The 26,232-nt window shown below is 33.3% G+C and carries 17 protein-coding genes and 1 riboswitch; of the genes, 5 read left to right on the top strand and 12 right to left on the bottom strand.

Features of this window, described 5'->3' with window-relative positions; translation table 11 throughout:
* Window positions 1–5: 5 nt before the first annotated feature.
* From ACFFLS_RS11635 to ACFFLS_RS11645, 3 genes are all read right to left on the bottom strand, one after another.
* Window positions 6–3,014 carry a SusC/RagA family TonB-linked outer membrane protein gene (locus ACFFLS_RS11635; protein WP_379686724.1) on the bottom strand — a complete coding sequence of 1,003 codons (3,009 nt, stop codon included), beginning with the start codon at window positions 3,012–3,014 and terminating at the stop codon, window positions 6–8.
* A 587-nt stretch (window positions 3,015–3,601) separates the two neighbouring features.
* Window positions 3,602–7,729, bottom strand: a complete 4,128-nt coding sequence (locus ACFFLS_RS11640) for a hybrid sensor histidine kinase/response regulator transcription factor (protein ID WP_379686723.1) — start codon at window positions 7,727–7,729, stop codon at window positions 3,602–3,604.
* A gap of 470 nt (window positions 7,730–8,199) precedes the next feature.
* Window positions 8,200–8,439, bottom strand: a complete 240-nt coding sequence (locus ACFFLS_RS11645; RefSeq protein ID WP_379686721.1) for a hypothetical protein — start codon at window positions 8,437–8,439, stop codon at window positions 8,200–8,202.
* A 289-nt stretch (window positions 8,440–8,728) separates the two neighbouring features.
* On the opposite strand from ACFFLS_RS11645, the gene ACFFLS_RS11650 reads away from it, so the two are divergent.
* The gene (locus tag ACFFLS_RS11650) at window positions 8,729–9,340 is read left to right on the top strand and encodes a hypothetical protein (RefSeq protein ID WP_379686719.1); all 612 of its coding nucleotides are present in this window, start codon (window positions 8,729–8,731) and stop codon (window positions 9,338–9,340) included.
* A 65-nt stretch (window positions 9,341–9,405) separates the two neighbouring features.
* On the opposite strand, the gene ACFFLS_RS11655 is transcribed toward ACFFLS_RS11650, so the two are convergent.
* From ACFFLS_RS11655 to ACFFLS_RS11670, 4 genes are all read right to left on the bottom strand, one after another.
* Complete coding sequence (locus ACFFLS_RS11655) at window positions 9,406–10,554, bottom strand: PepSY-associated TM helix domain-containing protein (RefSeq protein ID WP_379686718.1); 1,149 nt, start codon at window positions 10,552–10,554, stop codon at window positions 9,406–9,408.
* Window positions 10,555–10,568: 14 nt separating this feature from the next.
* Entirely contained in the window at window positions 10,569–12,911 is a 2,343-nt protein-coding gene (locus ACFFLS_RS11660; RefSeq protein ID WP_379686716.1) for a TonB-dependent siderophore receptor, read from the bottom strand.
* Window positions 12,912–13,044: 133 nt separating this feature from the next.
* Window positions 13,045–14,034 (bottom strand): hypothetical protein, encoded by a 990-nt coding sequence (locus ACFFLS_RS11665; protein WP_379686714.1) that lies wholly within the window; start codon window positions 14,032–14,034, stop codon window positions 13,045–13,047.
* Between the two features lie 26 nt (window positions 14,035–14,060).
* Complete coding sequence (locus ACFFLS_RS11670) at window positions 14,061–15,074, bottom strand: NAD-dependent epimerase/dehydratase family protein (RefSeq protein ID WP_379686713.1); 1,014 nt, start codon at window positions 15,072–15,074, stop codon at window positions 14,061–14,063.
* A 149-nt stretch (window positions 15,075–15,223) separates the two neighbouring features.
* Window positions 15,224–15,408: riboswitch (cobalamin riboswitch) on the bottom strand.
* Window positions 15,409–15,581: 173 nt separating this feature from the next.
* On the opposite strand from ACFFLS_RS11670, the gene ACFFLS_RS11675 reads away from it, so the two are divergent.
* Window positions 15,582–16,043 carry an Lrp/AsnC family transcriptional regulator gene (locus ACFFLS_RS11675; protein WP_379686712.1) on the top strand — a complete coding sequence of 154 codons (462 nt, stop codon included), beginning with the start codon at window positions 15,582–15,584 and terminating at the stop codon, window positions 16,041–16,043.
* Window positions 16,044–16,277: 234 nt separating this feature from the next.
* Window positions 16,278–17,516 carry a DNA (cytosine-5-)-methyltransferase gene (dcm, locus tag ACFFLS_RS11680; protein WP_379686711.1) on the top strand — a complete coding sequence of 413 codons (1,239 nt, stop codon included), beginning with the start codon at window positions 16,278–16,280 and terminating at the stop codon, window positions 17,514–17,516.
* Here dcm and ACFFLS_RS11685 read toward each other — a convergent pair.
* Window positions 17,513–18,136 carry a hypothetical protein gene (locus ACFFLS_RS11685; RefSeq protein WP_379686709.1) on the bottom strand — a complete coding sequence of 208 codons (624 nt, stop codon included), beginning with the start codon at window positions 18,134–18,136 and terminating at the stop codon, window positions 17,513–17,515. The genes dcm and ACFFLS_RS11685 overlap by 4 nt on opposite strands.
* Window positions 18,117–18,785 carry a BglII/BstYI family type II restriction endonuclease gene (locus tag ACFFLS_RS11690; RefSeq protein ID WP_379686708.1) on the bottom strand — a complete coding sequence of 223 codons (669 nt, stop codon included), beginning with the start codon at window positions 18,783–18,785 and terminating at the stop codon, window positions 18,117–18,119. Before ACFFLS_RS11690 ends, ACFFLS_RS11685 begins: the two co-directional genes overlap by 20 nt.
* A gap of 417 nt (window positions 18,786–19,202) precedes the next feature.
* Here ACFFLS_RS11690 and ACFFLS_RS11695 point away from each other — a divergent pair, with 417 nt between their 5' ends.
* Window positions 19,203–20,597, top strand: a complete 1,395-nt coding sequence (locus ACFFLS_RS11695) for a patatin-like phospholipase family protein (protein ID WP_379686707.1) — start codon at window positions 19,203–19,205, stop codon at window positions 20,595–20,597.
* 123 nt (window positions 20,598–20,720) lie between these two features.
* On the opposite strand, the gene ACFFLS_RS11700 is transcribed toward ACFFLS_RS11695, so the two are convergent.
* The 3 genes from ACFFLS_RS11700 to ACFFLS_RS11710 form a co-directional block, all read right to left on the bottom strand.
* Window positions 20,721–21,236, bottom strand: a complete 516-nt coding sequence (locus ACFFLS_RS11700) for a hypothetical protein (protein ID WP_379686706.1) — start codon at window positions 21,234–21,236, stop codon at window positions 20,721–20,723.
* 15 nt (window positions 21,237–21,251) lie between these two features.
* A complete protein-coding gene (locus ACFFLS_RS11705; RefSeq protein ID WP_379686705.1) occupies window positions 21,252–21,806 on the bottom strand; it encodes a hypothetical protein in 555 nt (184 codons plus the stop codon).
* Between the two features lie 259 nt (window positions 21,807–22,065).
* A complete protein-coding gene (locus ACFFLS_RS11710) occupies window positions 22,066–22,845 on the bottom strand; it encodes a M57 family metalloprotease (protein WP_379686703.1) in 780 nt (259 codons plus the stop codon).
* A 588-nt stretch (window positions 22,846–23,433) separates the two neighbouring features.
* Here ACFFLS_RS11710 and ACFFLS_RS11715 point away from each other — a divergent pair.
* A complete protein-coding gene (locus ACFFLS_RS11715; RefSeq protein ID WP_379686701.1) occupies window positions 23,434–26,148 on the top strand; it encodes a S8 family serine peptidase in 2,715 nt (904 codons plus the stop codon).
* Window positions 26,149–26,232 lie beyond the last annotated feature (84 nt).

The raw sequence follows: 26,232 nt of genomic DNA on the forward strand, positions 1-26,232 counted from the left end.
TTGTATTAAAATTTAACATCAAGTCCAAAAATTACTGATTTAGGCTGCGGATATCTTCCTAAGTCGATACCTGCAGAATTTGCATTACCATCTGTACGAGCAATTTCAGGATCTAAGCCAGAATATTTTGTAATAGTTATCAGGTTTTGCCCGCTTACATAAAATCGTATATTTGAAAAATAGCTCCCAAATGTTTCTCCCGGTAGTGTATAACCTAAGGTTACATTTTTTAGACGTGTGTACGAACCATCTTCAATGTATCTTTGATTTGCAGAAGACCAGTTTATATCTGCACCTTGCGCTCTTGGAAGAGTAGCTGATGGATTAGTAACAACACCATTTACCACATTAGCTCTGTCTAAAACAGCTGTGCTGGCATTAAACAAACGATTCATTGATTCCAAATCGAAAGTATTGGCATTGTAAATATCGTTTCCTTGAACTCCTGTTATAAAACAATTGAAATCGAATCTTTTGTAAGCTGCTGTTAAATTCAAACCATAAGTAAAATCAGGATATGGATTTCCGATATTTGTTTTATCTTCAGAATTAATAATTTTATTGCCGTCTCGGTCAACAATTTTAAGATCTCCAGGTTTTATATTGGTCTGACCAGGTCCAAAAACAGCATCGACTTCTGCTTGGTTTTGATAAATTCCGTTAGTTTGGTAACCGTAAAAATAAAACAACGGCTGCCCTACTTCTAGTCTTGAAAAGTTTTCTGACCCTGCTCTTGGGACAGGACCTCCTAATACGCTTGTCACACCTGGAGCTAAACTAACTACTTTGTTTTTGTTTGTTCCAAGATTCGCTACTGCAGACCAAGTAAAGTCTCCTTTCCTGTCATTGTAGCCTAATGAAATTTCATATCCTGAAACTTTCACATCGGCAATATTCTGAATTTGAGTTCCACCTCCAGCAGAACCTACAGATGCTGATAGCGGAACAGCAAAAAGGATGTCGCTACTTTTACTGTTAAAGTATTCAAATGATCCTGTAAGTGCATCGTCAAAAAATCCAAAATCCAAACCAATATTTTTATCTCTTTTAGATTCCCATTTCAAGTTTGGATTGGCGGCAACACCTATAGAAACGCCAGGCGCATTTGCTCCTCCAATTGGATAATTGTAATCTGCAAGCAATGTCGCGCTGTATTGATAATTATCAATTCTGTCATTTCCTGTAGTACCTGTACTTGCTCTCAATTTTAATGTACTGAAAACAGAATCTGCCATAAAGCTTTCTTTGGCTATGTTCCATCCAACTGCTACAGAATAGAAATTCCCCCAACGGTTATTAGCTCCAAAACGAGAAGAAGCATCTCTTCTTCCTGACACCGCTAAAAGGTATTTATCAGCATAATCATAATTGATACGGGCAATGTAACCTATGTTTTTTTCCTCATAATTTGAAGAACTCAGATTTCCTTCATTATAGCGCAACTGATCAATTTCATCAGAAATATTATAACGGCTTCCTGCAATTAGATTGCGAGATTTTCCGTCTATCTTGGTAATAACTCCCAGAACTTCTATATTGTGTTTTGCAGCAATAGTCGTTTTATAAGTTAAGCTGTTATCAAAAACGATAGTCTGTCCCTGCGCATTTGTTTCATTTGTAGTAGAGAATGCCTGTTTATGATACGAACCATCGCTATAACTAGGCACAAATGTATGATCCTTACTTGTAAAATAATCCAGCGAAACTTGTGATCGGAACTTTAAACCTTTTAAAATCTCTAATTCAGCATAAATATTTCCTATAATCGATAAATTGTTAATTTTCTGATAACCTAAATTGGCCACACGCACTGGGTTTTCTGCATCATTTCCATCTACGGCACTTGGCCCTTGATAGCCTCCTAAATTGTTTTCATTGTAAACAGGAAGATAAGGCGCCATTTTTATAGCATGTTCTAATAATGTTCTTCCTCCAGCACTTCGTTCTGGATTAATTGTACTAAATGAGATTCCGATATTGCTTCCTACTTTTAGTCTTCCAATATCTTGTGTATTGTTGGCTCTAAAAGAATAACGCTCAAAACCTGTATTAATAACCGCTCCTTCTTGTTTTAAATATTCAGCAGAATAACGACCTGATGAAGTTTCTGTTCCGTTTGAAAAACTCAAATTATAATCCTGCATGATACCGCTTTGAAAAATCTGATCCTGCCAATTTGTGTTTATATTGCCAAATTCAGCCGCTCTTGCAGTTAAATCACTTCCTAAATCTTTTGCATACTGAAGATATTGTTGCGTATTTAATACATCATATCTTTTGGTAATGGTCTGAAATCCTGCATAAGTGCTAAAACTCAATTGACCTGGTCCTTTTTTTCCTTTTTTGGTCGTTACCATAATTACACCGTTAAAAGCTTTAGAACCATACAAAGCCGTAGTCGAAGCGTCTTTTAAAACCGACATCGATTCTATATCATTTGGACTGAGACCTGACAAATTATTAGTTAAAACACCATCAATAACATATAAAGGAGCGCTGTTTCCCATTGTTGCCAAACCACGGATAGTAACCGTAGGATTAGAACCTGGTGCGCCATTGACAACAGTAACTCCCGCAGCTCTTCCCTGTAAAGCTGATTCTGCATTAGTAATCGGCACAGCAGCAATATCCTTAGAACCTACTGTTGAAATAGCTCCAGTGACTTTGGCTCTTTTTTGAGTACCATATCCTACTATAACTTCGTTTAAGTTTTGTGTTGATTGCACTAGTGTCACATCTATAGTGCTCCTGCCTCCTACGACTAAAGTCTGAGAAATTAGACCTACATAAGAATAGGTTATTTTGTCTGTGGAATTGACTCCCTTTAAAGAATATCTTCCATCAAAATCTGTAGAAGCGCTATTTTGTGTGCCTTCTACAACAATACTGGCACCCGGAAGAGGAAAACCAGAAGGATCTGTAACTGTACCTTGTATCGTTTTTGATTGTGCCGATACATTTTGGATGCTGATCATCAGCAATGCAAATAGTGCAATTTTTAATTGTAACTTCATTTTTTAGTGGTTTTTTGGTTAGTTGAAATAGTCAAGCGGTTGTAAGTTTTTTTTTATATGCTCTTCTTAACCGATTTTGCTTTTGTGCACAATTCTAGAAGACCATATAGTAATTGGAGTCTCATAATCTTGTTTTCGAGTTTATTGAAAAGAAACCTCAGAAAAAGAAAAAAGCCCAAAATTTGTTTCATGTCATAGTTTTAGGTTTTTGGAAATTATTAATACTTGTTTGTTTTTATCAAAAATATCTTACCCAAATGTATAGGGTTAAGATAAATTTGACATATAAAAATTGATGCAAAAACTATCAATTTTGTAGCATGTTAACTATAGAAACACATAAAATATAAATTTTGAAGCTTTATATTGATAAAATCATAAATTATAAATTGGTAATTTTATCTACTTATTTTGCCAATACAGCATAAATAACATCTCATAAATTACTATTTGACAATCAATAAATTAGAAGAACACAAAATGAATATTTCTTTATTAATGAATGCTTAAACCTAGTTTTTCTAAGACAAACAGGTGTAAAAAAAGACGGCATTAACCGTCTCCTTATATAATTTTCCAAACAATTATTACTTACTCTGGGTAGGCAGCTGTCCATATTTTTCTTTGTAACATTTTGTGAAATAAGACGGAGAACTAAACCCAACTTTTATACTGATTTCAGAGATATTGTCATTGCCCAGTTCTATAAGTTCTTTGGCTTTCTCTAAACGAACATTTCGGATAAATTCATTTACCGAAACTCCTGTTAAAGTCTTTAATTTCCGATACAGCTGACTTCTGCTCAAAAACATCTTTGATGCCAGAACCTCAACACTTAAATCATATTCACTAATATTTTCAACAATATAATTCAAAACATTTCTGATGAATTCATTATCCAATGTTGTTGTTTTTTCCTTTGCCTTTGGCGTTAGGCCATTGTAAAATTTGTTGAACATAATCTGGCGGCTTTTAATCAGCTGCACTAAGCTGGATCTCAAAATATCCATATCAAAAGGTTTGCTTAGATACATATCTGCACCAGAATCGATACCATCTAAACGGTCTTGAACCAATGCTTTTGCCGAAAGCATCATTAACGGAATATGACTGGTTTTTAAATTTGCTTTGATATTTTTACACAATTCAAGTCCGTTCATAACTGGCATTATTACGTCTGTCAAAATTAGATCAGGTAACTTATTCAATGCCAGTTCTAGACCCGCTTGCCCATTCTCGGCAGTCAAAACTTTGTATTCTTTTTTTAATTCGTTTTTCAAATAATTGCGCAACTCCACATTATCTTCGACAATCAGAATGGTGTAAGCTGGATTTTCTTTTTCCTGATTGATGGGCAATTCACTTTCTTCTTTCTCAACAATTGGCTTAAAACTGATTTTTTTATCTTTTTTAAATTCCTCAGTAACGACTTCATTTTCATTAAAAAAATCTTTACCGATAGGAAATGACAATCTAAAAGTCGTTCCGACTCCCAATTCACTCTCTACAACAATAAATCCTTTATGCAGTTCTACAAATCCGCGAACCACTTCAAGTCCAATTCCGGTACTTCCATAATAGGCTTTATTCAAATTGTTAACCTGATAAAAACGATCAAAAATTCTTTTAATATCTTTTTTCTCGAGTCCAGCACCAGTATCTTCAACAATAATTTCAAAAGATGGATTAAGGCTCTCCTCACCAATCAAAGGAAAATGAACCAATTCTTCTTTAATGATTATTTTGACCTTTATACTGCCGTTATCTGGAGTAACTTTAAATGCATTGGAGATTACATTAAAAATGATCTTTTCAAACATTTTAGGGTCAATCCAATCTTTTAAAGATTTTTTTTCAGCTTCAAATTCCAATGCAATTCCGCGGCTTAAGGCCTCCTCTTCAAAATAGCTTACGATTTCTTTTGTAAAACTTATCACTTCTACCTGCTTTACCTTTAGAGGCATTTTATTAAATTGAAGCTGATTAAAGTCCATTAACTCATTAATCAATCTCGAAAGCCTGTCTGAGCTTTTCTGAATCGTTTGTATTTTCTTCAGCACTTCCTGAGGCAATTCATCACTTTTATTTTTTAATATATCACGCAACGGATTTAGTATTAATGTGAGAGGTGTTCTAAACTCATGCGAAATATTGGTAAAGAACTGCAGTTTCTTATTATTTAATTTTTCGATTTGCAATGCTTTTTTCTTTTCAAATTCAATGAGCTGTTTTTGCTTAAACCGATTTTGATAATATTGATTAGCGAAATGAATTGCTGCTAAAACCATAACTGAATAAAACAGATAAGCAAAAGAAGTTTTCCACCAAGGTGGCAGAATTTCTATATTGAGTTCAACCGGTTTTTGAGCCCAAACCCCGTTTTTTTGAGCTGCTTTAACTTTAAAAACATATTTCCCGGGAGCCAAATTGGTGTAAGTTGCCGAACGTTTGCTGCCTACGTAATTCCATGAATCTTCAAATCCTTCCAAATAATAGGCAAATTCATTTCTGGCGGGAAATGAATAATTAATTCCAATAAAATCAATTGTAAAAACAGATTGATTATGGTTCAGAATTATTTTTTTTGTCTGCGACAAGACTTTTATCAATGGCGAATTTTTCTCAAGCGGACGAACCGATTTATTGAATATTTTAAGATCCGAAAGGTAAACAAAAGGCTGTTTTTTGCTTTTAACCAAATTTGAAGGATCAAAATAATTTAAGCCTTCATAGCTTCCAAAATAAAGCAATCCATTTTCATCTTTTAGTACTGCATTGTTATTGAAATCATTTGCAAGAAGACCGTCATAAACAGAGTAATTTACAGTATTATTTTGCTTTAAATCCAATCGTGAAATTCCTTTTTTACCGCTTATCCAAATATTCTGATCATTAGATTCTACGATAGACGAAATTGATTTTTCTCTGAGACCTTTAAAGTTTATATACCATTTTAAATTGTCTTTTTTTTTATCGTAGCTAAACAATCCCGCTCCATCAGTCCCTATCCAGATTTCTTTGTTTTTTGATTGATATAATGAATTAATGGTGTGAGTACTTTTATGATTTTTAAGTTTTTCAGACATTTTGTCTCGTAATGAAGTAACCGAAAACGAAATTAAATCTGACGAACTGACTTTATAAAGTCCTGTTGTAGAACCAATCCAGACATCATCATCTGAATCTACAATGACTTTTCTAATATCTAAATTGGTTATGTTTTTTTTATAAAACTCTTTGGAATCGCAATGATGAAATTTACCATCTGAAGGTGTATAATAATGCAGTCCTTTAGAAAAAGTACCTATCCAAATAGTCCCTTTTGAATCTTCGGCGATACTCATGATATTGTCTGACGAAAGGCCGGGAGTATTTTTGGTATTGTAATTAATAAAATTACGGGTTCCATTCCTTAAAAAAAATATTCCTTCATTCCAGCTCGCAAGCCAAACATTCTGTTTTTTGTCAATAAAGACTTTTGTGATATTATCATCGTTTAAACCTGAGCAAAAACTTTTATCAGATTTATTGATGTGCTTAAAGTTTTTGTCTTTCGGATTGTACACATCTACGCCGCCGCCTTCCATAGAAATCCATAAAAGTCCTTTTTGATCTTTTGCGATACCAGTCACACAATTAATTTGAAGCGACTGCGGATTTCCAGCTACACTTTGAATCCCATTTATTTTACTGTTCAGCTTATCAAAAACACCAAGTCCTTTGTTGTAATATCCAAGCCAGAGTCTGCTTTCGTTATCCAAAAACAAGGACCAAACAGAATTTGAACCCAAACTGTGCAGGTTGTATTTACTGTTTACATATTTTTTCTGAACAATCCCCTGATTATTGACAACAATAAGACCGTCATTTTCTGTGGCGCAGAATATTGTCTTGCTGTCTACCGGTAATATTGCCATAATCCTTTTTTTGGTAACAGGATATGAAACTGCTTTTTTATCTGAACTCTTTACATCTGCTTTTACAAGGCCTTTATATCCGTTGCCAATCCATAAATTTTGGTTTCCATCAAAAACCATCGAAATGATTGTGCCCGAAAGCAATTGATTTCCGGATTCCAGTCTTACGCTTTTAACTTCATTAGATAACTTGTTTACTATTTTAAGACCTAAATTAGTTCCCAAATAGATATTGCCTTTTTTATCTTTTGTCATGCAATTGATGGAATAACTGCTATGCGGAGCTTCAGATTTAACAGCCGTAACCTGTTTAGATTTAATATTCAATTTAAGCAATCCGTTATTGAATGTGCCTAAATAGAGGTCGCCATCCTCTTCTATTATGCATTTAACTGATATTACAGATTCTTTACCATGTTTTTTTCGAAGATCGATATTTTCAAAAACATCCAAATTTCTATTATAAAGACATAATCCCTCATCAGTACCAACCCAAATTTGGTTGTTGCGGTCCAGATAAACGGCATAAATAAGATTGCTGTTTATAGAATTGTTGCTGTTTGAATTTTGCTCGTAGGATTTGTAATTAACTCCGTCGTATCTAAAAAGTCCGGCTCCGTTTGTTCCCATCCACATAATTCCAAAATGATCCTGTGCAATCGTATAAATACCGCTTTTTGACGTTTCATTACTGACAATTCGAAATTGATAATTCTCAAATGAACTCTGGGAAAACAAATAATGTAAGGGAAGAAAAAATAAAATGAAAATTTTCCGGCAAACTTTATCTAATGGCATTTTATATAAATTAAATTTAAAATTTAATGTGGCATTTTATAAAAAAACAATTATTTGTCTTCCGGAATTATATCATATAATAATTCATAAATATGGCAGAAGCGACCAACCTTTGCTTTTCATTTTTAGTGCTTTTTAAATCTCAACAATAGTCTCAGAAAAAAATCAGAAAAAAATGAATCCTATTTTAAATTTGCAAATAAGCCCTGATAAATCAACCTAATCGTTCCAGTTCAAAAATTCAAAATTGCAATCGGTTGTGTAAAAATAAGACTTTTTTCGGATATTCCTTACGAAATAGTCTAATTCGCAAAAAAGGAAGTCATTAAATAGAAAATCAAATATTCTCACGTTTCATTTTGAACAATCTTAAATCTCAAAGTAATTCTGTTCATCCGAAAATTAACTTCTCAAAATAAAAATCGATGGAATATCTTTAGCGATGATTTTCTGTAGAATAGAAGAATCTTTCAGCCGTTCCTCATTATATAAAAAAGAATTTCCTCTTCCAGTTCTTTTAAAAGATTTTCAGATCTGATTCTAAGCCGATAATTCTTGGCACTGTCATCTTTGTATCGGCCACGGTCGGCTGCAATAATACAATAAGCATCACAGATCATTTTGAATTTCTCATCCAGTACATACATCCGTTTGAGTAATTTAAAATATTCTGCAAACTTTACATTGTATAATTCATCAGGTAGAGCCATTGATTGGTATTAAAGTTAATACTGGCTTTGTAAAACAGAAACTGCGATGTGGAAATAACATGCTTTTAGATCTCTAAATTAAAAAGCTTCTTCCAAAAACATACTCCCAAAACATTACAATTAAGTTGCAAATTACAATCTGAAACCTGTTTCTAAAATCTGCAACATTGCAATAATTTTACATCTCTTCGATTAGCAAAAAACTTCTTTACGACACATCGACATTTCAAATGTTAAACTTCAATTCACAGATTAATTCATTATAATTGCATCTATAAAAAACAAAAAAATGGATTTAGGAGTTTTCAACGATTTTTGGGATGGAAAACCAAATCATCTACCTCTTTTGAGCTTAATAGAATTACCTGGTGACGAAAACCAAAGCTTTAATTTAAAATGGAGTTTATTTAAATTAGAAGCCATACTAAAAGCAAACACCCAAGAAGCAATTAACGAAGGCATCAAATCATTATTGGAACAAGAAGACTGGAGACTTCACCTTGTTGCAGCGACATCGTTGCTATCACTCAAACAAAGCAAAAGAGAAAATTTAAATGTTTTGTTTTGGGAAAGGCTTACTAGGGGTTCGTGGGTTTCTCCACAAATATTAGTAGCGCTTTCAATATCTGACACGTCTTTTAAAACCAAAGGAGAAAAAATACTTCTTGAAGGATTCACAATCAATTATTCCCAAATGTCAGCGATAGAACATCATGTTTCTAGAGGCGGAGTACCAACAACTGTTTCAGAAAAAAAAGTTGAAGCTGCACTAAACTATTTATTAAATGATACTATCAATAACGATGATGATAATGATTCCGGAGGTTCGATTGCACAAAACTGGAAAGAAAGATTAGATGAATTAATAACGGAAAACAAATTTAAGCTTGGACATTTTTAGGTTTGAAAAAACAAAGAGATGAACAGAACGCTCATCTCTTTAAAATTAATTTAATAGAATATCACTTATCTGCGTGTTGACTTATTTTTTTTATTACGTCCCCACCATATTAAAAAGCCACTCACTGGAAGAAAAGCACAAAATAGTGAGATTATTGAGGCCAGAATTTTTGTTGGAACGCCATAAATGCTTCCTGTATGAATTGCATAATTGCTGTTCCTCCATTTTGCTCCCAACGTTTTATCATGATGCTTTACTTTGAAATAATTATTTCCTGTCCTGCTGTTATGAGTGTAGCTGTCAGACTCATCCCAGCCTGAGCTACCTTTGTGCCTTACAAAAGAAGTTACAGGAACGGATTCTGTACTTTTCTCAGGAAGCGTCATTCCGACTGAAGTCGAATTAGGAACTTTACTTTTAACATCTGAAAGAATATATTCTAAAGGATTTTTAATCGATCCTGTTTCATTATTCTTTATGTCTGGAGCTTTTGCCCATACCTTTTCAGGATCATTACCTAAAACCCTGTAAATTCCGTTTGTCCACCATTTAAATGTCCAAACTAAGCCGGTTATTGCAAAAATTAAAATAAATAGAAAAGTATATATTCCTCCAATGTTATGAATATCATAATTTTTACGCTTCCACTTTGTGGTATTTTTCCAACGGAACCATACACGCTGTTTCAATGCTGCCTTATTCTTTGGCCACCATAAATAAATACCTGTAACAACCAGAATGAAGATAAACAAGGTAGAAAAACCTACCAAATAATGCCCTACATCATAAGTAAGCAAGAGATTCTGATGCAGTATTCTTAAATTGTATATCCAGTCATATCGTAAATCTACTTCTCCCAATTCTTTTCCAGTATACTGATCGACAAAAATGCGGCTGTATATTTCGTAATCAGATGCTGCTGTCCAATGTGGCTTTGTATTTTCTTTAAAACTGGTAAAAACATAGCTTTTCTGCTGATTATTGCTGATTTCGACATAATCGACTGCTGCATATTTTTGCTTTACTATATGCATCAGGCTGTCTAAAGGCAGTGTCTCACTCTTTACCTCAGGAACAAAATATTTATCTTGATGATACCACAATGACAACTCTTCATCCCAGACGAAAATACTTGCTGCGAGCATGCTTATAAATACAACAAGCCCGGACGCCAGTCCGAGCCATAGATGTATTTTATTAAAAATCTTTCTCAATTGCTTTTTTGTATTTAGAATGTATATCCAACATTTACAAGGAAATTACTTGGAGCACCTGTAAAATTACGTTGATAGTTATAACCTCCTACAAGATATTTTTTATCAAAAATATTATTAAAATTAACTCCGATGGTAAAACGGTCCACTTTGTAATATGCTGCAGTATTAAACACCACATAAGATGGCAACTGAAGGGTTCTTACAAATGTTTCTCTTTTTGAAACCTGACTGTGTCCAAATGCCAGACCAAGTCCCTTAATTTTTCCTTCTGTAAAGTTATATTTTATCCAGCTTCCGCTGATATTTTTTGGTGCGTTTTCTTTGGTACGTCCTACTAAATCATCAGCATCCTCCACAGTAGATTTGGTAATGATGGCGTTGTTATAAGCATAACTCAAATTTACACTCCAATTGTTATCTATTCTTCCCGAAGCTTCGATTTCAAAACCTCTAGCGCGCTCCTGCCCTCTCTGCTCCAATAAATCTGGATTTGAAGCATCGTTTGCACTTACTAAAATATTGTTTCTTGTAATCTGGTAAATAGACGTTCCTACAAAAAGCCTTTTATTAAAAAATTCTCCTTTTGAGCCTATTTCCAACAAATTACTCGTCATTGGGTCAAAAGGGCCACCTGCATTTACATTACCGACATTTGTAGCATTCTGAGCTTCAAATCCAGTAGCATAAGTACCATAAACATTTATATTATCTGCAATGCTATAAGTAAGACCAATTTTAGGAAGCAGTGCTTTTTCTGTTTTCTTCCCATCAGTAATTCCCGCAGAAGCATTTTCAGGAAATGTGTAGAATTCTTGTCTTAAACTTAACAACAATTGAATTTTTTTGTATTTGATTAAATCCTGTACATAAAAGCCATTAGTATAATATTTAGTGATATCATTTGTTGTTGAAGTAAATACATACGTTTCAATTGGTCTGATTGCATAAGTTGGATTAGACAAATCAAAATTGCTTACGTTTCCAGATTCGTTCTCAGCATCTCTCTGATATTGATTGATTTCTCCGTTAATGTAATCATATCCTGCAATTGCTTGATGCTCTAAATCTCCTGTTTGAAATTTTGAAGAAAAGTAGGTCGATAAATTGTTTCCTTGCTGAATTGTTTTACGGTCATTAAAGTACATCGCAATTAGTGTTGGACTAAGGTATCCATTAAAACCATGCTCATTCAATTCTTCATCATATCTTACTTTTAAATAAGACGCATTAAACGTTAAATATTGATTGATTACTTGACTAAACGATAAAGTCAATGCCAATGTTTTGCTTTTTAAATAATCATTTGGTTGTGCAATATTAAAACCAATTGGAGTCGCAAAAAGATCTGTCGTTCCTTGTACAATAGTTCTTCCTCTGTCTAATTTCGTATCCAAATTAGTATATACCAAATCGGCATTAAAACGAGTTCCTTCTTTTGGAATAAAGGATACAGAAGGTGCAATTACAATCGATTTATTACTAATTTGATCTCTATAAGTATCTGCATTTTCATATCCTAAATTTAATCTGTAAAGCAATGTTTTATCTTCATTTACAGCTCCTGTGAAATCTGCTGCAGTTCTAAAAGTGTTAAAACTTCCTGTCGTAAACTGAATTGCCTGTCTGGTTTCATCCAGCGGTTTTTTGGTAATCATGTTGATGGTTCCACCTGGACTAGAATTTCCGAAAACTGCTGATGCCGGACCTTTGATATATTCTACCCTCTCAATGTTAACAAGAAGTGGACTCGTCCAAAAGGTATTAACACCACGAAGTCCGTTTATAAGCCTTCCATTGCTGTCATTATTTCTAAATCCTCTAATAGTTATATCATCATAAGTACTGAATTCGTTTACACCCGCCACATTTTTCCCTACATCTTTCAATCGAAGCGCCTGCTGGTCCTGAATTAATTCTTTTGTGACAAACGAAATACTCTGCGGTACGTCAATAACCTTCATTTCAAGTTTTGTCGCAGAAAAAGTATTGTCATTTTTGTATGAAGATTTTTTTCTTCCAGTAACTTCGACAGATTGAAGCTGATTAACAGATTCTATCATAAAAACTTCTGGCACCAGCGTTGTTTCATTATCTTTTAATTCGGCTGTTATTTCTTGTTTTTCAAAACCTGATCCCGAAAATATAAGTACAACTGATCCGGAATTTAAATTTTTTATTCGGTATTCTCCTTGAGAATCTGTCGTTGTAGAAATTGAACTTCCTTTAACTTTTATAGTGATTTGATCAAGGGAATTCATATTTGATGTTTTCACAGAACCTGAAATGCCAGAATTTTGCGAAAACATATAACTGCACATTAATGTGCATAATAGCATAAAAATCTTTGTGTTCATTATTTGGCTTGGTTAAAATTTGGCGCAAATATAAAACTGTTATTTTTATTTATTCTAAATAACTTAAATATTTTTTTATAATAAAAAAAGGTTCGGAAAATTTCCGAACCTACAATTTCTTTAACGTCTAAATTTACAGCATCTTAGAAGCCTCAACCAAACGTTTCAATTTTGCATGAGTAATTTCTATTGGCACGTGTCCGAAACCGCATTCGCTGGTCAATATTAAACGCTCAGCAGGAAAATAATCTAATGCCGGTTTTATGCGTTCACGAATCTCTTCAACAGATTCTAATTCATCACTACGCTGATCTATGACTCCTAATGCTAAATCACCTTTAAAATCCCATAAATCAAACAATTCCAACATATTGTAACTCAATGTGCAATGTTCCAGCATCAGTTCATCAACAGGAACCGCTTTAAAAGCTTCAACAAGATCCGTATATTTGGTAAAATAAACGCGTTTTCTTCTCGGATTACCTCCACAGACATGAAGTCCGATACGAACTTTTTTAGGAAGCGATTCAATCAATTCTGCTAAGATTTCGGCCGCCCAAAGACTTTCTTCCGGAGATTCTGTCCACATAGGCTCATCAAACTGCACGTGTTCACATCCAAGCGCTATGGCTTCAGCTATTTCATCTCTCAAAACATTTGCCCAAGCTCTGCATAAAGCCTGTCCGTCTGGATAAAGATCCTTGCGTTCGTTTACACTGAAACGATACAAAACATGAGGCCCAGTTACAGTAAGCTTTACATCAACACCAGCCGGAGCGGCATCGCGAGCAATTTTCCAATTTCGTGCCGTATCAAAACGCGGATTTTTAAGTTCTCCGATTATTCTCGGACATTCAATTCCGAAACCCGCAGTACCGAAAGTAACTTTTGGCATATCCTCAAAAGAAACTCCATCGATACGCTTCTGATAAAAATAATACATATTTTCCCTGTATCCTTCGCCATCTGTAATTGTATCAAGTCCTAAATCAGCCTGATCTTTTGCGGCCCATTTAATGTAATCATCAACTTCATTCTGATTCATAACGGGACGTTTCATGGTATCTTCCAGTTTTTCTGGACGCGGATAACTTCCGACTACTGTATTACGAAATCCTGACATCTTTATAATATTTTAATATAATTTGATTAATAATTGATTTGTTTTTGTCTGCTTCGGGCTTCCTCAATTTGAGCTCTTATCCCCTCTTCAAGTGAACGAGGCACAAAATCTATTTCTTCTTCCAATCGGCTACTGTCGCAACGGTCGACTAAGGATGTTCTAGGGACGCTTTCGTCAAATTCAAACTGTGCATCAGGAACAATATTTTGCACCGTCTGCATCAGCTCTTCAGCCGTAACAGAATGTCCTCCATTATTATAGGCAAAATGATTCAGTTTTGGTTTTAAAGAAAGCCTCACAAACTGTTCGGCAGCATCGTCGACATAAATCCAGCAGTCTCGTGCCTCTTTTGAAAAAGGAAGATTAACTTTTTTGCCAAGTGCAGGATTTGTTGCAAACTCGCAGGCCCAAAGAACAGATCCTCTCATTCTGCCGTCTCCGTAAACAATCGGCGGACGCATAGCCGCAATACTCACTCCTTTGTTTTTTACGTATTTTTGAGCTGTAAATTCGTTAAGCATTTTCATTACGCCATAGGTATAGAAATGATCATCAAGAGAACAATAATCTTGTTCTTTTACTGCATAATTTTCATCTCCGTAAGCACTATGATTTGCTCCATAAATCGTTTCGCTGCTTGCAAAAACAACACGAGACAAATTGTGTTGTACGCTCATATCAAATATGTTGATCATTCCCAGCATATTGACTGAAACGCCACGATGCTGGTCTGCCTCTACCTCAGCACTCATTAAATAAGCTAGATGAATGACATGTGTAATATCTGGAAACTGGTCAAAAACTTCTTTTACTTGTAGCTTGTCCGATACATCAAGATTGATAAATAATGTCTTATCAATCTGCTGCTGTATCTCAGCAATCTTAGAAGGGTCATTCTGATGTTTTAAGATTGCAATATCCTTTGTCCATTCAATATTCAAATTCAAGTCGGCTGCAATGACAGGAATTTTGCGTTCCCACAAATTGGCCACTACACGCGCACCAATAAACCCAGTGCCTCCAGTAACTAAAAATTTCATAAATTTATTTTGGTTTATGTTTAACTGTCCTGTAAATAATCTTAAGCAGAAAAGGCAAAGGCTAAACATACAGTAGAGAGTTCCAAGAACCAGATTGGTTTTGGTACAACTTTATATACTGATTTGACCTAAGCTCCTTATCGCGAAAGCATCGTCATTCAGATTAGGCAGGTATCCTGACTTGTAACAATTTTTATCGTCCTTCCCGCTTTTGGCAGTGGAGCTCGTGGATAAAAATCTTGATGTGTTACTTACAGTTGCGCGACAGTTCGTGATTTTCACACGATTCCCTTTTGATTCACAGCTAAGTAAAACCTAATCCGATCGATAAATTAGAGTAAAAACTAAAACAAAATATACAGCTTAACTCTCATGCAAAGTTATTCTTTAGAACAAAAAAATCTATTAAAAGCAATCAGATAAGACAATTCAGCTATTTTCTGCTCAAAAACAAGCATTATTTACTTTTTTAAATGTATTTTTGACACTTAAAAAGATTTTTACACTATGGAAGAACTGGATACTATCGATTTGCTTTTGTTAAAAATACTTGGAAACAATTCGAGCTACACTATAAAAGAACTGGCTTCTCAAGTTAATCTATCTCCTACTCCAGTATTGCAGCGTGTCAAAAGATTAGAAAACAACGGATACATAAAAAAATATATTGCTCTCATCGACCACGAAAAATTCAGTCATGGTTTTATTGTTTTCTGCAACATCAAACTCAAACAACATGATCGTAATATCGGCAACAGTTTTGTTGAAGATATTATGAAAATCGACGAAGTAGTTGAATGTTACAATATATCTGGAGATTATGATTTTATACTTAAAGTATTCGCTAAGGATATGAAGCATTATCAGAATTTCGTCTTTAACAAATTAGGCTCTGTAGAAAGTATTGGCAGCACACAGAGTACTTTTGTAATGTCAGAAATCAAAAACCTGCATAATATTACGATTTAAAACTCTATCTCTTAAAGTAGATTCAAAAATCAAGACTTACTAAAATTAGTTCTTTTTTCGAAAAACTATCAATACAGCACATCCATTTATCATTCTATCATTTGAAAAATTAATCAATTGATTTGAAAACAGCTGTAGACATTAACATTTTCAAGTTATATTTTACTTATTCGGGCTATGGCATAATACTTTCTTATTTTTTATATTTGCGCAAAAGGACTACCAAATATAAATATGATAAAGACAATAGAATTATTCGCGGGAGTAGGTGGTTTTCGAGTGGGCCTAGAAAGGGCAAACAAAATTATAAATAAGGATTTATATGATGTAATATGGAGCAATCAATGGGAACCTTCTACAAAAACCCAACACGCTTCACTTATTTACGAGCAAATATGGGGAAAAGAAGGCCATAGCAATATAAGCATCGAAGATGTCGAAATAAAAGACATACCCGACCACGATATGCTTGTTGGAGGATTTCCTTGCCAAGATTATTCTGTTGCAACCACATTAAAAAACTCAAAAGGCCTGCTTGGCAAAAAAGGAGTTTTGTGGTGGTCTATCCATAAAATACTAAGTGAAAAGAAAAACAAACCGAAATATCTTATTTTAGAAAATGTAGACAGGCTCCTTAAATCTCCGAGCTCTCAAAGAGGGAGAGATTTTGCGGTAATGCTAAAAGGACTTGACGAACTCGGCTATGCTGTAGAATGGCGCGTAATCAATGCATCTGATTATGGCTTTCCTCAAAGAAGAAGGAGAATCTTTTTTATAGGCTATCATAAAACATCAAAAACATATAAGAAAATCAAATCTGATGAGCTCGATAATTGGGTTTTATCAGAAGGAATTATGGCAAAGGGATTTCCAATTTCTGCCAATGCGATTTCTGAAAGTTATTTTGACATAAAAGGAGATTTAAAAGACATCAGCGACAATTTCGGTGTAGGTCAAAAAATATCACCATTTTTAAATTCTGGACTTCTTATAAACGGACATATCTACACTGCTAAAACGGTTCAGAATTTTGATGGAAAAAAGACCATCATTAAAGACATTTTAGTTGATGACAAAATTGTTCCCAAAGAATATTATATTTCGGAAGAAGAACTTGACAAATGGAAGTATTTAAAAGGTGCAAAAAAAGAAATACGAAAAAGCAGTAGTGGCTTTGAATATAACTATGCAGAAGGAAGCATGATTTTTCCTGATTCTATTCACGAGCCATCACGAACAATAATTACAGGAGAAGGCGGACAATCTCCTTCAAGATTCAAACATGTTGTTCATACGGATAAAGGATTAAGAAGATTGGTTCCTGTCGAATTAGAAAGGCTTAATATGTTTAATGACAATCACACCAAGATTGAAGGCGTCTCTGATACAAAAAGAGCATTTTTAATGGGTAATTCTCTAGTTGTGGGAATAGTTGAAAAGATTGCTGAAATACTATCAGCTGAAGTATCTTAATAAATTCTTTTGCCTGCCTTATTTGCGATAAGGTAGGCAAGCTTTAAAACTACATTTATAGGCTGTTCGGATTTTCCGGATTTTGAAAAATACAAATATCCCTCATTAGAATCATCCAGCTCCTTTATCGGGATTTTTCCTTCTGAAGCACCAAAACGTATTTCCTCATTAATTTTGTTCATTCTTTCATTAGTAAGTCCTTTCGAGCCGAGAAGCTTTATAAGTTTATCTCTATCAATGGATGTTATTTTGCAACTTTTGAAACCGTTTTGGGGAATGTCTTTTTCTTTACAACATATTGCCGTTACACAAAAATATCTATGCGTAAGCTTCTTATCGTCAAAAAGCCATCCGCGACGTTGCTTACCATCTTTAAGATATGAAATTTCAAATGCAAATGTTGGCAAATCTTTTTCTAGATAATCCAGTTGGGCTTTTTCATCTATAAAAAATTCCGCTCCATCTTTAGAAATTATGAGATCAATTCCATTATGCTGCTGTTCATGGTCAAAAACCCTCTTTACATCGTATCCTTCGAAAAGATTAAGATAGATGGAATCAAGATGTTTTCCGAGCAAAATTTCCTTAGTTAGGTCATTATCAAATTGGGATTTCATCATTTTCTATAGCAGTATTTATGACTTCCTTCATAACAATCTTTCCGATTTTCTTTCTCAATGCATGCTGATGCTGATCAACACGAAAAGTATCCGGTGTGTCCAAACCAATTATAAAAAGCGGTACAGTCAATACATTATTTAGAGGAGGCAAATACTCCAGATACTTTTCGAAAGTCCCTACAGCCCCGTCAAATCCTCCAGCTCTTTTTAAGGCTTCCGTCGCGGTGATTATTACCCCTATTTTTGTTTGAATAGCTTTATCAACATGATTCAATTCACTCGCCAAAACGGGTTTTAGAAGATTCCATGCTATAACCGACGCGTGGTTAAATGCCACTTCAATCGACACATCCTTCTTTGCAAAATCGAGTCTCCAAGTATCCCCGCGATATTGACTGTCTTGAAAAATAGCTGATTCTTCATGCCATCCCGAAGCTTTAAACCGCTCTTTAAGAAGACTATTAATCGACTTCGACAGACTCATCGGCGTATTCTCTATATTTATCAGACCATAACTATTATGCTTGTCTATCAGATCATTTTCAGAAATACCATCTATGATTTCTATTATCTCCGTAAACTGGTCGATAAACTCCGATTCCTGAAAGATTACACCCGCGTGCCTAAATGAGTAATATTTGAATTTCATTGGTTTATATTTTCAAGAATTGCTGTCTAACTATTAATAAAGTGACGCTAATATAAAAAATATCTTACCGAAAGTCCAAAATACAGGCAAAAGATGATCAGAAAAAAAATAAGTTTTTAAATATTATTCCAACTCTAAACAATCAATCTTTCCAGAAACTTTATTTTTAAGAGCTTTTCGAAATATTTGAACCGATTTAGCATTGCCAGTTAATACAAAAGAGATTAAAATTTAATGAAACAATCCTAAACAGAATGTTCTAATAATATCAAAATCAATCATAATTTTAATGTCAACTGAAGTTTACAAATCAGAATCGCACAAATGTAGTGTCATTTCAAGTATAAATACTTATAGATAAATTTAGGCATTGCATTATTTTTACTGAGATAAATAACCTACAAAAAAACCAAAAAAATGAAAGAACCAAACGAATTAGGATTATCTCTTTCTGGAGGTGGATACAGAGCAGCCGCGTTCCATCTCGGAACATTAAAAAAGCTAAAAGAATTAGGCATTCTCGAAAAAACCGAAGTACTTTCAACCATATCTGGTGGATCAATTACTGGCGCCGCATGGTTGTTAAGTGAGGAAGACTACAATAATTTCCATGCAAGGTTTAAAAAAAATCTAGAAACCAAAAACGTAATTAAATATGTTTTAACTCGGTTCCGATTCTTGATTGCAGCGGTACCTATTTTTATTGGTTTGGCGGGTTGCATAATTTTGAGTTTCACTTCTTTTTCATACATTTCTTTCCCTTTATTTGGGATTGTGCTTTTTCTGATATTTCGTTTTCAATATCACTTGCTTCCCTTAAGCAAACTCATTGAGAAAGCATATGATCGCTTTTTTTATAATGGTGCAGATCTTACTTCTATCAAAAAAAATGTCAAAATGGTAATCGGATCTTCCAATCTTCATACTGGAAAACCATTTACATTTTCTAAAGATAAAATGGGGGATTCTTATTACAATAGTGAGAAAATCAAATTTACGACAAAAGGTTTTCCTATTTCTAGGGCTGTTGCCGCATCGAGCTGTGTGCCGTTTGCATTTTCTCCGGTTTTTATCGACGACCAATTCATTATTCCTAATGATGAACCATCAAAAAGCGAAATGTTAAAAGACACACAGAAATGCGTCGAATCAAATAATACATCTGAAAACTCTGTTGCGAAAACGACTCCTTACAAAGCCAAACCGCAACTTATTGATGGAGGAGTTTACGACAATCAGGGCATACATAAATTGACTGAAAGTAAAAGTTCATTTTGTTGCTCGCACATAATCGTTTCTGATGCAGGAGGAAGTTTTATGAAAGATTTGAAATACAATAATACTATATCGCTTTTAATACGCACTGTTGATCTTTTTATGTATAGAATAAAAGCTTTTCAAATGCGTAAAAACATATACTGGAATGTTAGCGGAGACGAACGCCCAATTGCCTATATTTCTCTAGGTTGGGAACCCGAAAAATGCATAACTGGTTTTGTTGATAATCTGGAACAAGGAAACATACTCCCTAAGGTTATAGACATTCATGAACTTGATAAAAGCTGGCTAGAAGAAATCGATAAACCGGGCAAAAAATTTACGTGCGAAACCAGAGAAAAAATCATTGCAAAATTAAAATCAAATATAGCTTTTGATGCAATCCCTAAAATCTCTAGAGAAGACTGGATTAAAACCTGCGCAATTGGCACCAATTTAACGCCACTTTCAAAGAATCAAACCAATTGTCTGATCCAACATGCCGAAAGCATAACAGAAATACAGATAAAGCTTTATTGTCCTATGCTTTTATGATTTGTTAAATCAAACTACATTAGCATTAATTTGACAAAAACACAAGAAGACATGGTGGCGCATGAAAGAATTTGTCTTAATAAAAAAGGAAATTTAGAACTACACCAACATAGCCTTATACTTTTACCGCAATTCTTCTAAATATTTTATGTAATCAGCTCTTAGTTCTTGGTAACTCTGATCTTGATTCTCTTCAATTATAGACTCTAATGTTTTGTAATCAATTTTATGAGTATAATCATTAATTATTATGTTTTTATGGTCTCCAATAAGGAGATTATCTATTAATATAATACTTCCCTTGGAATTAGATATATAATCATTTTCTTCAAGGGTAGATGAGCATGGATTAGTTGTGAAAATCCAATTATTATATCTATTTGATTGATTTTTATTCTTCATCAAGTATTCTATAAAAGGTTGTTTCTGCTTGTAAAAAAGAAGAATCGCTTTCTTATATTCTATAGAATCATTATGAAATTTAGTTGAATCAATTTGAAAACAAAGCAAAAGATCTTTTCTAGGTAATTCAGAATTGACATAATTTTTTTCTAAAGACTTCAAAATACGATCATATTCATCATTTTCTCTTTTACAACTTATAAAAATCATTACTAATATTAATATTATCTTCTTCAAACTAAAATATTGATGTTAATTCTTTATAGGTTTATAATTCCTGTTGGCATACTCTAATTCAAATTCACCATCTTTAAAACCCAACTGTTTTAATGCAATTAGTTTGTGAATTTTATTAAATTTTTTAATGTCATATTCTGCCATGGTTCCCCAATTTAAGGATTCAGTAAATACTATTCCATTTTCATTATTTATAAAGAGGTAAGAGTCTCGTCGGTAATCTTTTTTATCCTCAAAATAATATTTGGTCAAATCGAAGCTTGAATTATTTATTTTGAAAAACTTAGAATCTACTTTTTTAATCTGTACTCCTCTATAAATTATATTATGATTATTCAAAATTTTTAATGAATAATTTTTTCCACTTTCCATATCATGATAAATAAATATCTTACAATCATTCTGTTGCATAATTGTAACCCGCTGTTTGAATGTATTGCTATATTCAATTTGAAAATTGAACATTCTATTCGTAATCAAATAATTCTCAACACTTAATTCTTTTCTTTCTTTACATGACAAAATCAATAAAAAAAGAAAAAAGCAATATTTAACCATTATCTTATCCATATTAAATACAATAAAACTATTTTAAACCTCTGAAAGAAACAAAGTAATTCCTTCTTGATCGAAAGATACAAGTATAATTATAAAATCATATTGACAAACTTTATCTGTACTATTATTTTGGTTTATAAATTTCAACTTCTACACTTACAAATAAATCAATCTAATAAAAAATAATTTATAATAATGAACAAAAAAAGGCTGCTTCATAAACTATGAAACAGCCTTCTCCTATTTTGTAAAGAAAACTTTAATTCAACTTCTAATATAAATAATTCAGGGCTATAATATCATTAGCGTTGAAAGCTCCAGTCTCGCTTGAACTGAAACATGCTCTCATGTAAGAAGTCGCATCATATCCTGTAGGCGTACCTGGAATATGAACTGCTCCAACACCGGCCGTTCCTTCATTAGAGTTCTGCCCACAACTTTGACGGCTAAACCAGTCTGTATGGCGTAAACCAATACAGTGACCAATTTCATGTGCTGATACGTGTGCGTTTACACCCGTCGAATAAGTATCTAATCCAGAATACAAAGTAACTGAACTATAAGGATTTCCTCCTGTTGGAAAACCGGCTACTCCGCCTGCTGATCCAACCTGTCTTCTTACGACTATGTTTGCACCAGAAGTAGATGAGCTAAAGGTAAGAGTAAAGTTAATAGACAAACCTAAATTGTTATATCTATTAATAGCAGCTTGCAGTCCATTACGCATATTGGTAGTCAACGCTGTTGTACCAGTTCCAGATAATCCCACTACTCTTATAGTTCTTGGTGCAGATACTAAATTTGTAGTACGATATTGCTCTGTGGTAATACCTCCGTGAAGATCCATTTCGTTTAATTGGGCTTCGGTTATGACTATACATCCTTCAACAAGGTAGGCATCCTCAGTAGTTCCATCCAAATTAGTGTTTTTTATCACCTGAACATCTTTGTTGTTTAGTGACAGAGAACTAATTTTATTTAATACATCTTGTGTTACTTTAAGTGACCCTTGGTCAGATTGAGTTGTCGCATCATCTTTGCTACACGACAAGAATGTTAATGTTATAAATAACAAGACTAAAATTGATTTGTTTTTTTTCATAATAGGTTCTTACTTGGTTGTTAAATAAGTTGATAAATTTGGAAATCTTTACAAAATATTAATACTATTTATACCCAAACTTAAACATTTTTTAATCTTAAAATACTTATAAAAACAATATTTAACAAAATAACTATTTTTTGTTATATTTATTCAGATTAACTATAATCAAAAAATCAAATAAAAAACAATCACATGTAAATCAAACAAATACAATAAAAATACATTTCTAATGCTTTTATTTAGCGTAAATATACTTAAAGTTAATCTTACAATATGCATCGTTATTAAATATAAACTATTTAAAATAAAATAACATTTATAAGGTTTTATGTGATTTTGAAGGAAAATTAAAAATAACAACATTTAACAAATATTTTACTAAATTTGATTTGAATGCTAACAATAAATATTTCCAAAGAAGAAGCATAAAAACAAATCATTTCTTAAGCCATGTAAAAGAAAAATCAACGTCTTCAATAAGTCGTACTCCATCGTAGATGAGAATTTGTATAACTGCCCCTAATTCTACACTAAATGAAGAAACAAATAATTTTTCTCTTTTTAATGATGACAACAATCTGTTTTTCTCAAGCTACTGAGAAATGGAGTCAATACATCAAAAAAGAAAGCGACAAAAAATCTGAGAAATACTATTTTACTTCTTTAGAAAATGCTCATCAAAAAAAATATAAGGTTGTAAAAAAACTGGACAGTACTTTTTGTATTGTTGAAGAGGAAAATCTAAAACATAATCTGCATTCTCAAATAGTGCAACCTGTCAATAATCTATGGAAACTGCCTTCAAATTTCTCCAATCATAAGCAAGAAAAGCAGTATATAATTTCTACGGATAGCATCAAAGGGCTAATTAGAGAGTTAAAAACAATAAACATTTCTAATATCACAATACTAGATAGTCGTCTGGTAGCAATAAAAAGCGACTCCGAAAAAATTATAAATTCCGTTATAGCCTTAAAAAATGTATTGTCGATTACACGAGAATCATTCGAACCCAAAACCGAATCCAAAATAATAGATCAAAATTTCAGCATCAATTCTATAAATAAAGCCTACAAAAATTTTCCTCTTTTGACTGGCGAAGATGAAATTGTAGCCATTAAAGATGATTTTTTTGATGTAAATGATGTTGATTTGCTCAACAAACTCATTCCTTCAGCAATTCAGTCTTCTACAGTATCAAATCACGCAACTGCTATGGCAACTATAGTTTCTGGATTAGGAAATAGTGCTGCATCAGGAAAAGGTGTTGCCTTTAAGGCGAAAATAAAATCTTCTGACTTTTTGAACCTTTATCCTGATGAAATAACTGCTTTACAGGACGTTTTTACACAAAATCATTCCTATGGCACAGTTATCGAGAATTTTTACGGTTCTCTCGCCAATAGGTATGACACTCAATTATCCGAAAATCCTTCCCTGACTCATTGTTTTTCGTCTGGCAATAATGGCCTCCAAGGTTATCAATCTCTTACGGGCAATTTCAAGCAATCCAAAAATACTATCACATTTGGGTGCATTGACCAAAACGAAGTAATAATGCCTTTCTCTTCAAAAGGCCCCGCTTATGATGGTCGAATTAAGCCAGAGTTAGTAGCCTTTAGTACACAAGGAACTTCCAATTCTACAGCGTTGGCCACAGGAATTATTACGCTTATGAAACAGTGTTACAAAACAATAACTAATACTGCCTTAAGCAATGCATTAACTAAAGCAATTTTAATTAACAGTGCAAAAGATCTAGGCAACATTGGTCCGGATTTTACCTATGGCTATGGCAACATTGATGCTTATAAAAGTTTAAAAACAATCAGCGAAAATAGAATTGTAACTGGAAATTTGGCTTCTGGACAAACTAATTCTCATTCTATTATTGTTCCTCAAAATGCAAAAAACTTAAAGATTACATTAGCCTGGAACGATTTACCTGCCGCAATCAACAGCAATATCAGTTTGGTAAACGATTTAGATCTTGAGGTTACAACAACAGACAATGCTACATTTTTACCATGGATTCTTAATCCTGATATTCCCGAAAAACAAGCTGTTAGAGGAAAAGACAAAATCAATACTATTGAACAAGTAACTATTGAAAAACCCGTAGCTGGACCTTACAACATCAATGTTATTGGCTCATATATATCGAATAATTCTCAAGACTACAGCATTGCCTACGAATATGAATTGGAAAATCAATTTGAGTGGAATTACCCTGTTAGTAACGATAATTTTCCTTATGACGGTAAAACTCCTTCTCCCCTAAAATGGACTTCTTCATTTTCTGGCGTCGCTGGGCAATTGTCTATTACTTACGATGACGGAAAAACTTGGGAAATTATAACTAACAGTATAAATCTCGATAATCAACAATTTGCTTATACACCTTCAGAACAAAAATTTTCGAAGGCAAAATTAAAAATGACCATCAACAATACCGACTACATATCGGACAGCTTTATTATTTCTTATGATTTAAACATCAATGCCAGCTTAGTATGTGATGGAACAACAGAAATAAATTGGGATAAACCCGCCAATGTTTCTTCATTTAATGTTTACCAGCTAATAAATGACCATTTCGAATTTAAAGAACAAACTACACAAACTAATTACATCTATACTGATGCAACAATTTATACTGTTGTTCCTGTATTTGAAAATAGTGAAGGAATAAAAAGTGAGTCAACATTAAGATATGCACAAAACTCAAATTGCTATTTTGAGCTGACGGCTGCAGAAGTTTATCAAGAAAATAATGTAAAAATTGATGCAAGCCTTTTTAGTTTGTACAACATCAAAAGAATTGAATTAGTAAAAATCAACAATGAGCAAGAAAATGTCATTAGCACTATAAATGATATAAGCTCAAAAACATTCTCTTTTTTAGACACTGCTCCAATAAAAGGTAGTAATCGGTATAAAATAAATATAATTTTAGAGAACAACAAAGTAATTAGTTCACTCACTCTTGATGCACATTATTTAGGCCAAGATTCGTTTTTTGTCTATCCTACGTTATTAAGCAAAAATGAAATGCTTACTATTGAAACCCAAAAAGAAGAAAATGCTATTTTCTATTTATACGACATTAGTGGACAAAACACTATAACTTCTCCGTTACTTTCAGAAACCAATATTGTCAATCTAAAAAATACAGCCTCGGGAATTTATATTTATAAAATAATCTCAAGTTCAGGGAAAATCCAGACAGGCAAAATTGCAGTTTTATGATATTTAATACCCAATTATCTTCTACATAAATTAAATCTCCTTATTTCAAGAGTGTTAAGTTAGAACTATCTTCAAAAGTACCTA

Source organism: Flavobacterium procerum (assembly GCF_042431625.1).
Lineage (GTDB): Bacteria > Bacteroidota > Bacteroidia > Flavobacteriales > Flavobacteriaceae > Flavobacterium > Flavobacterium procerum.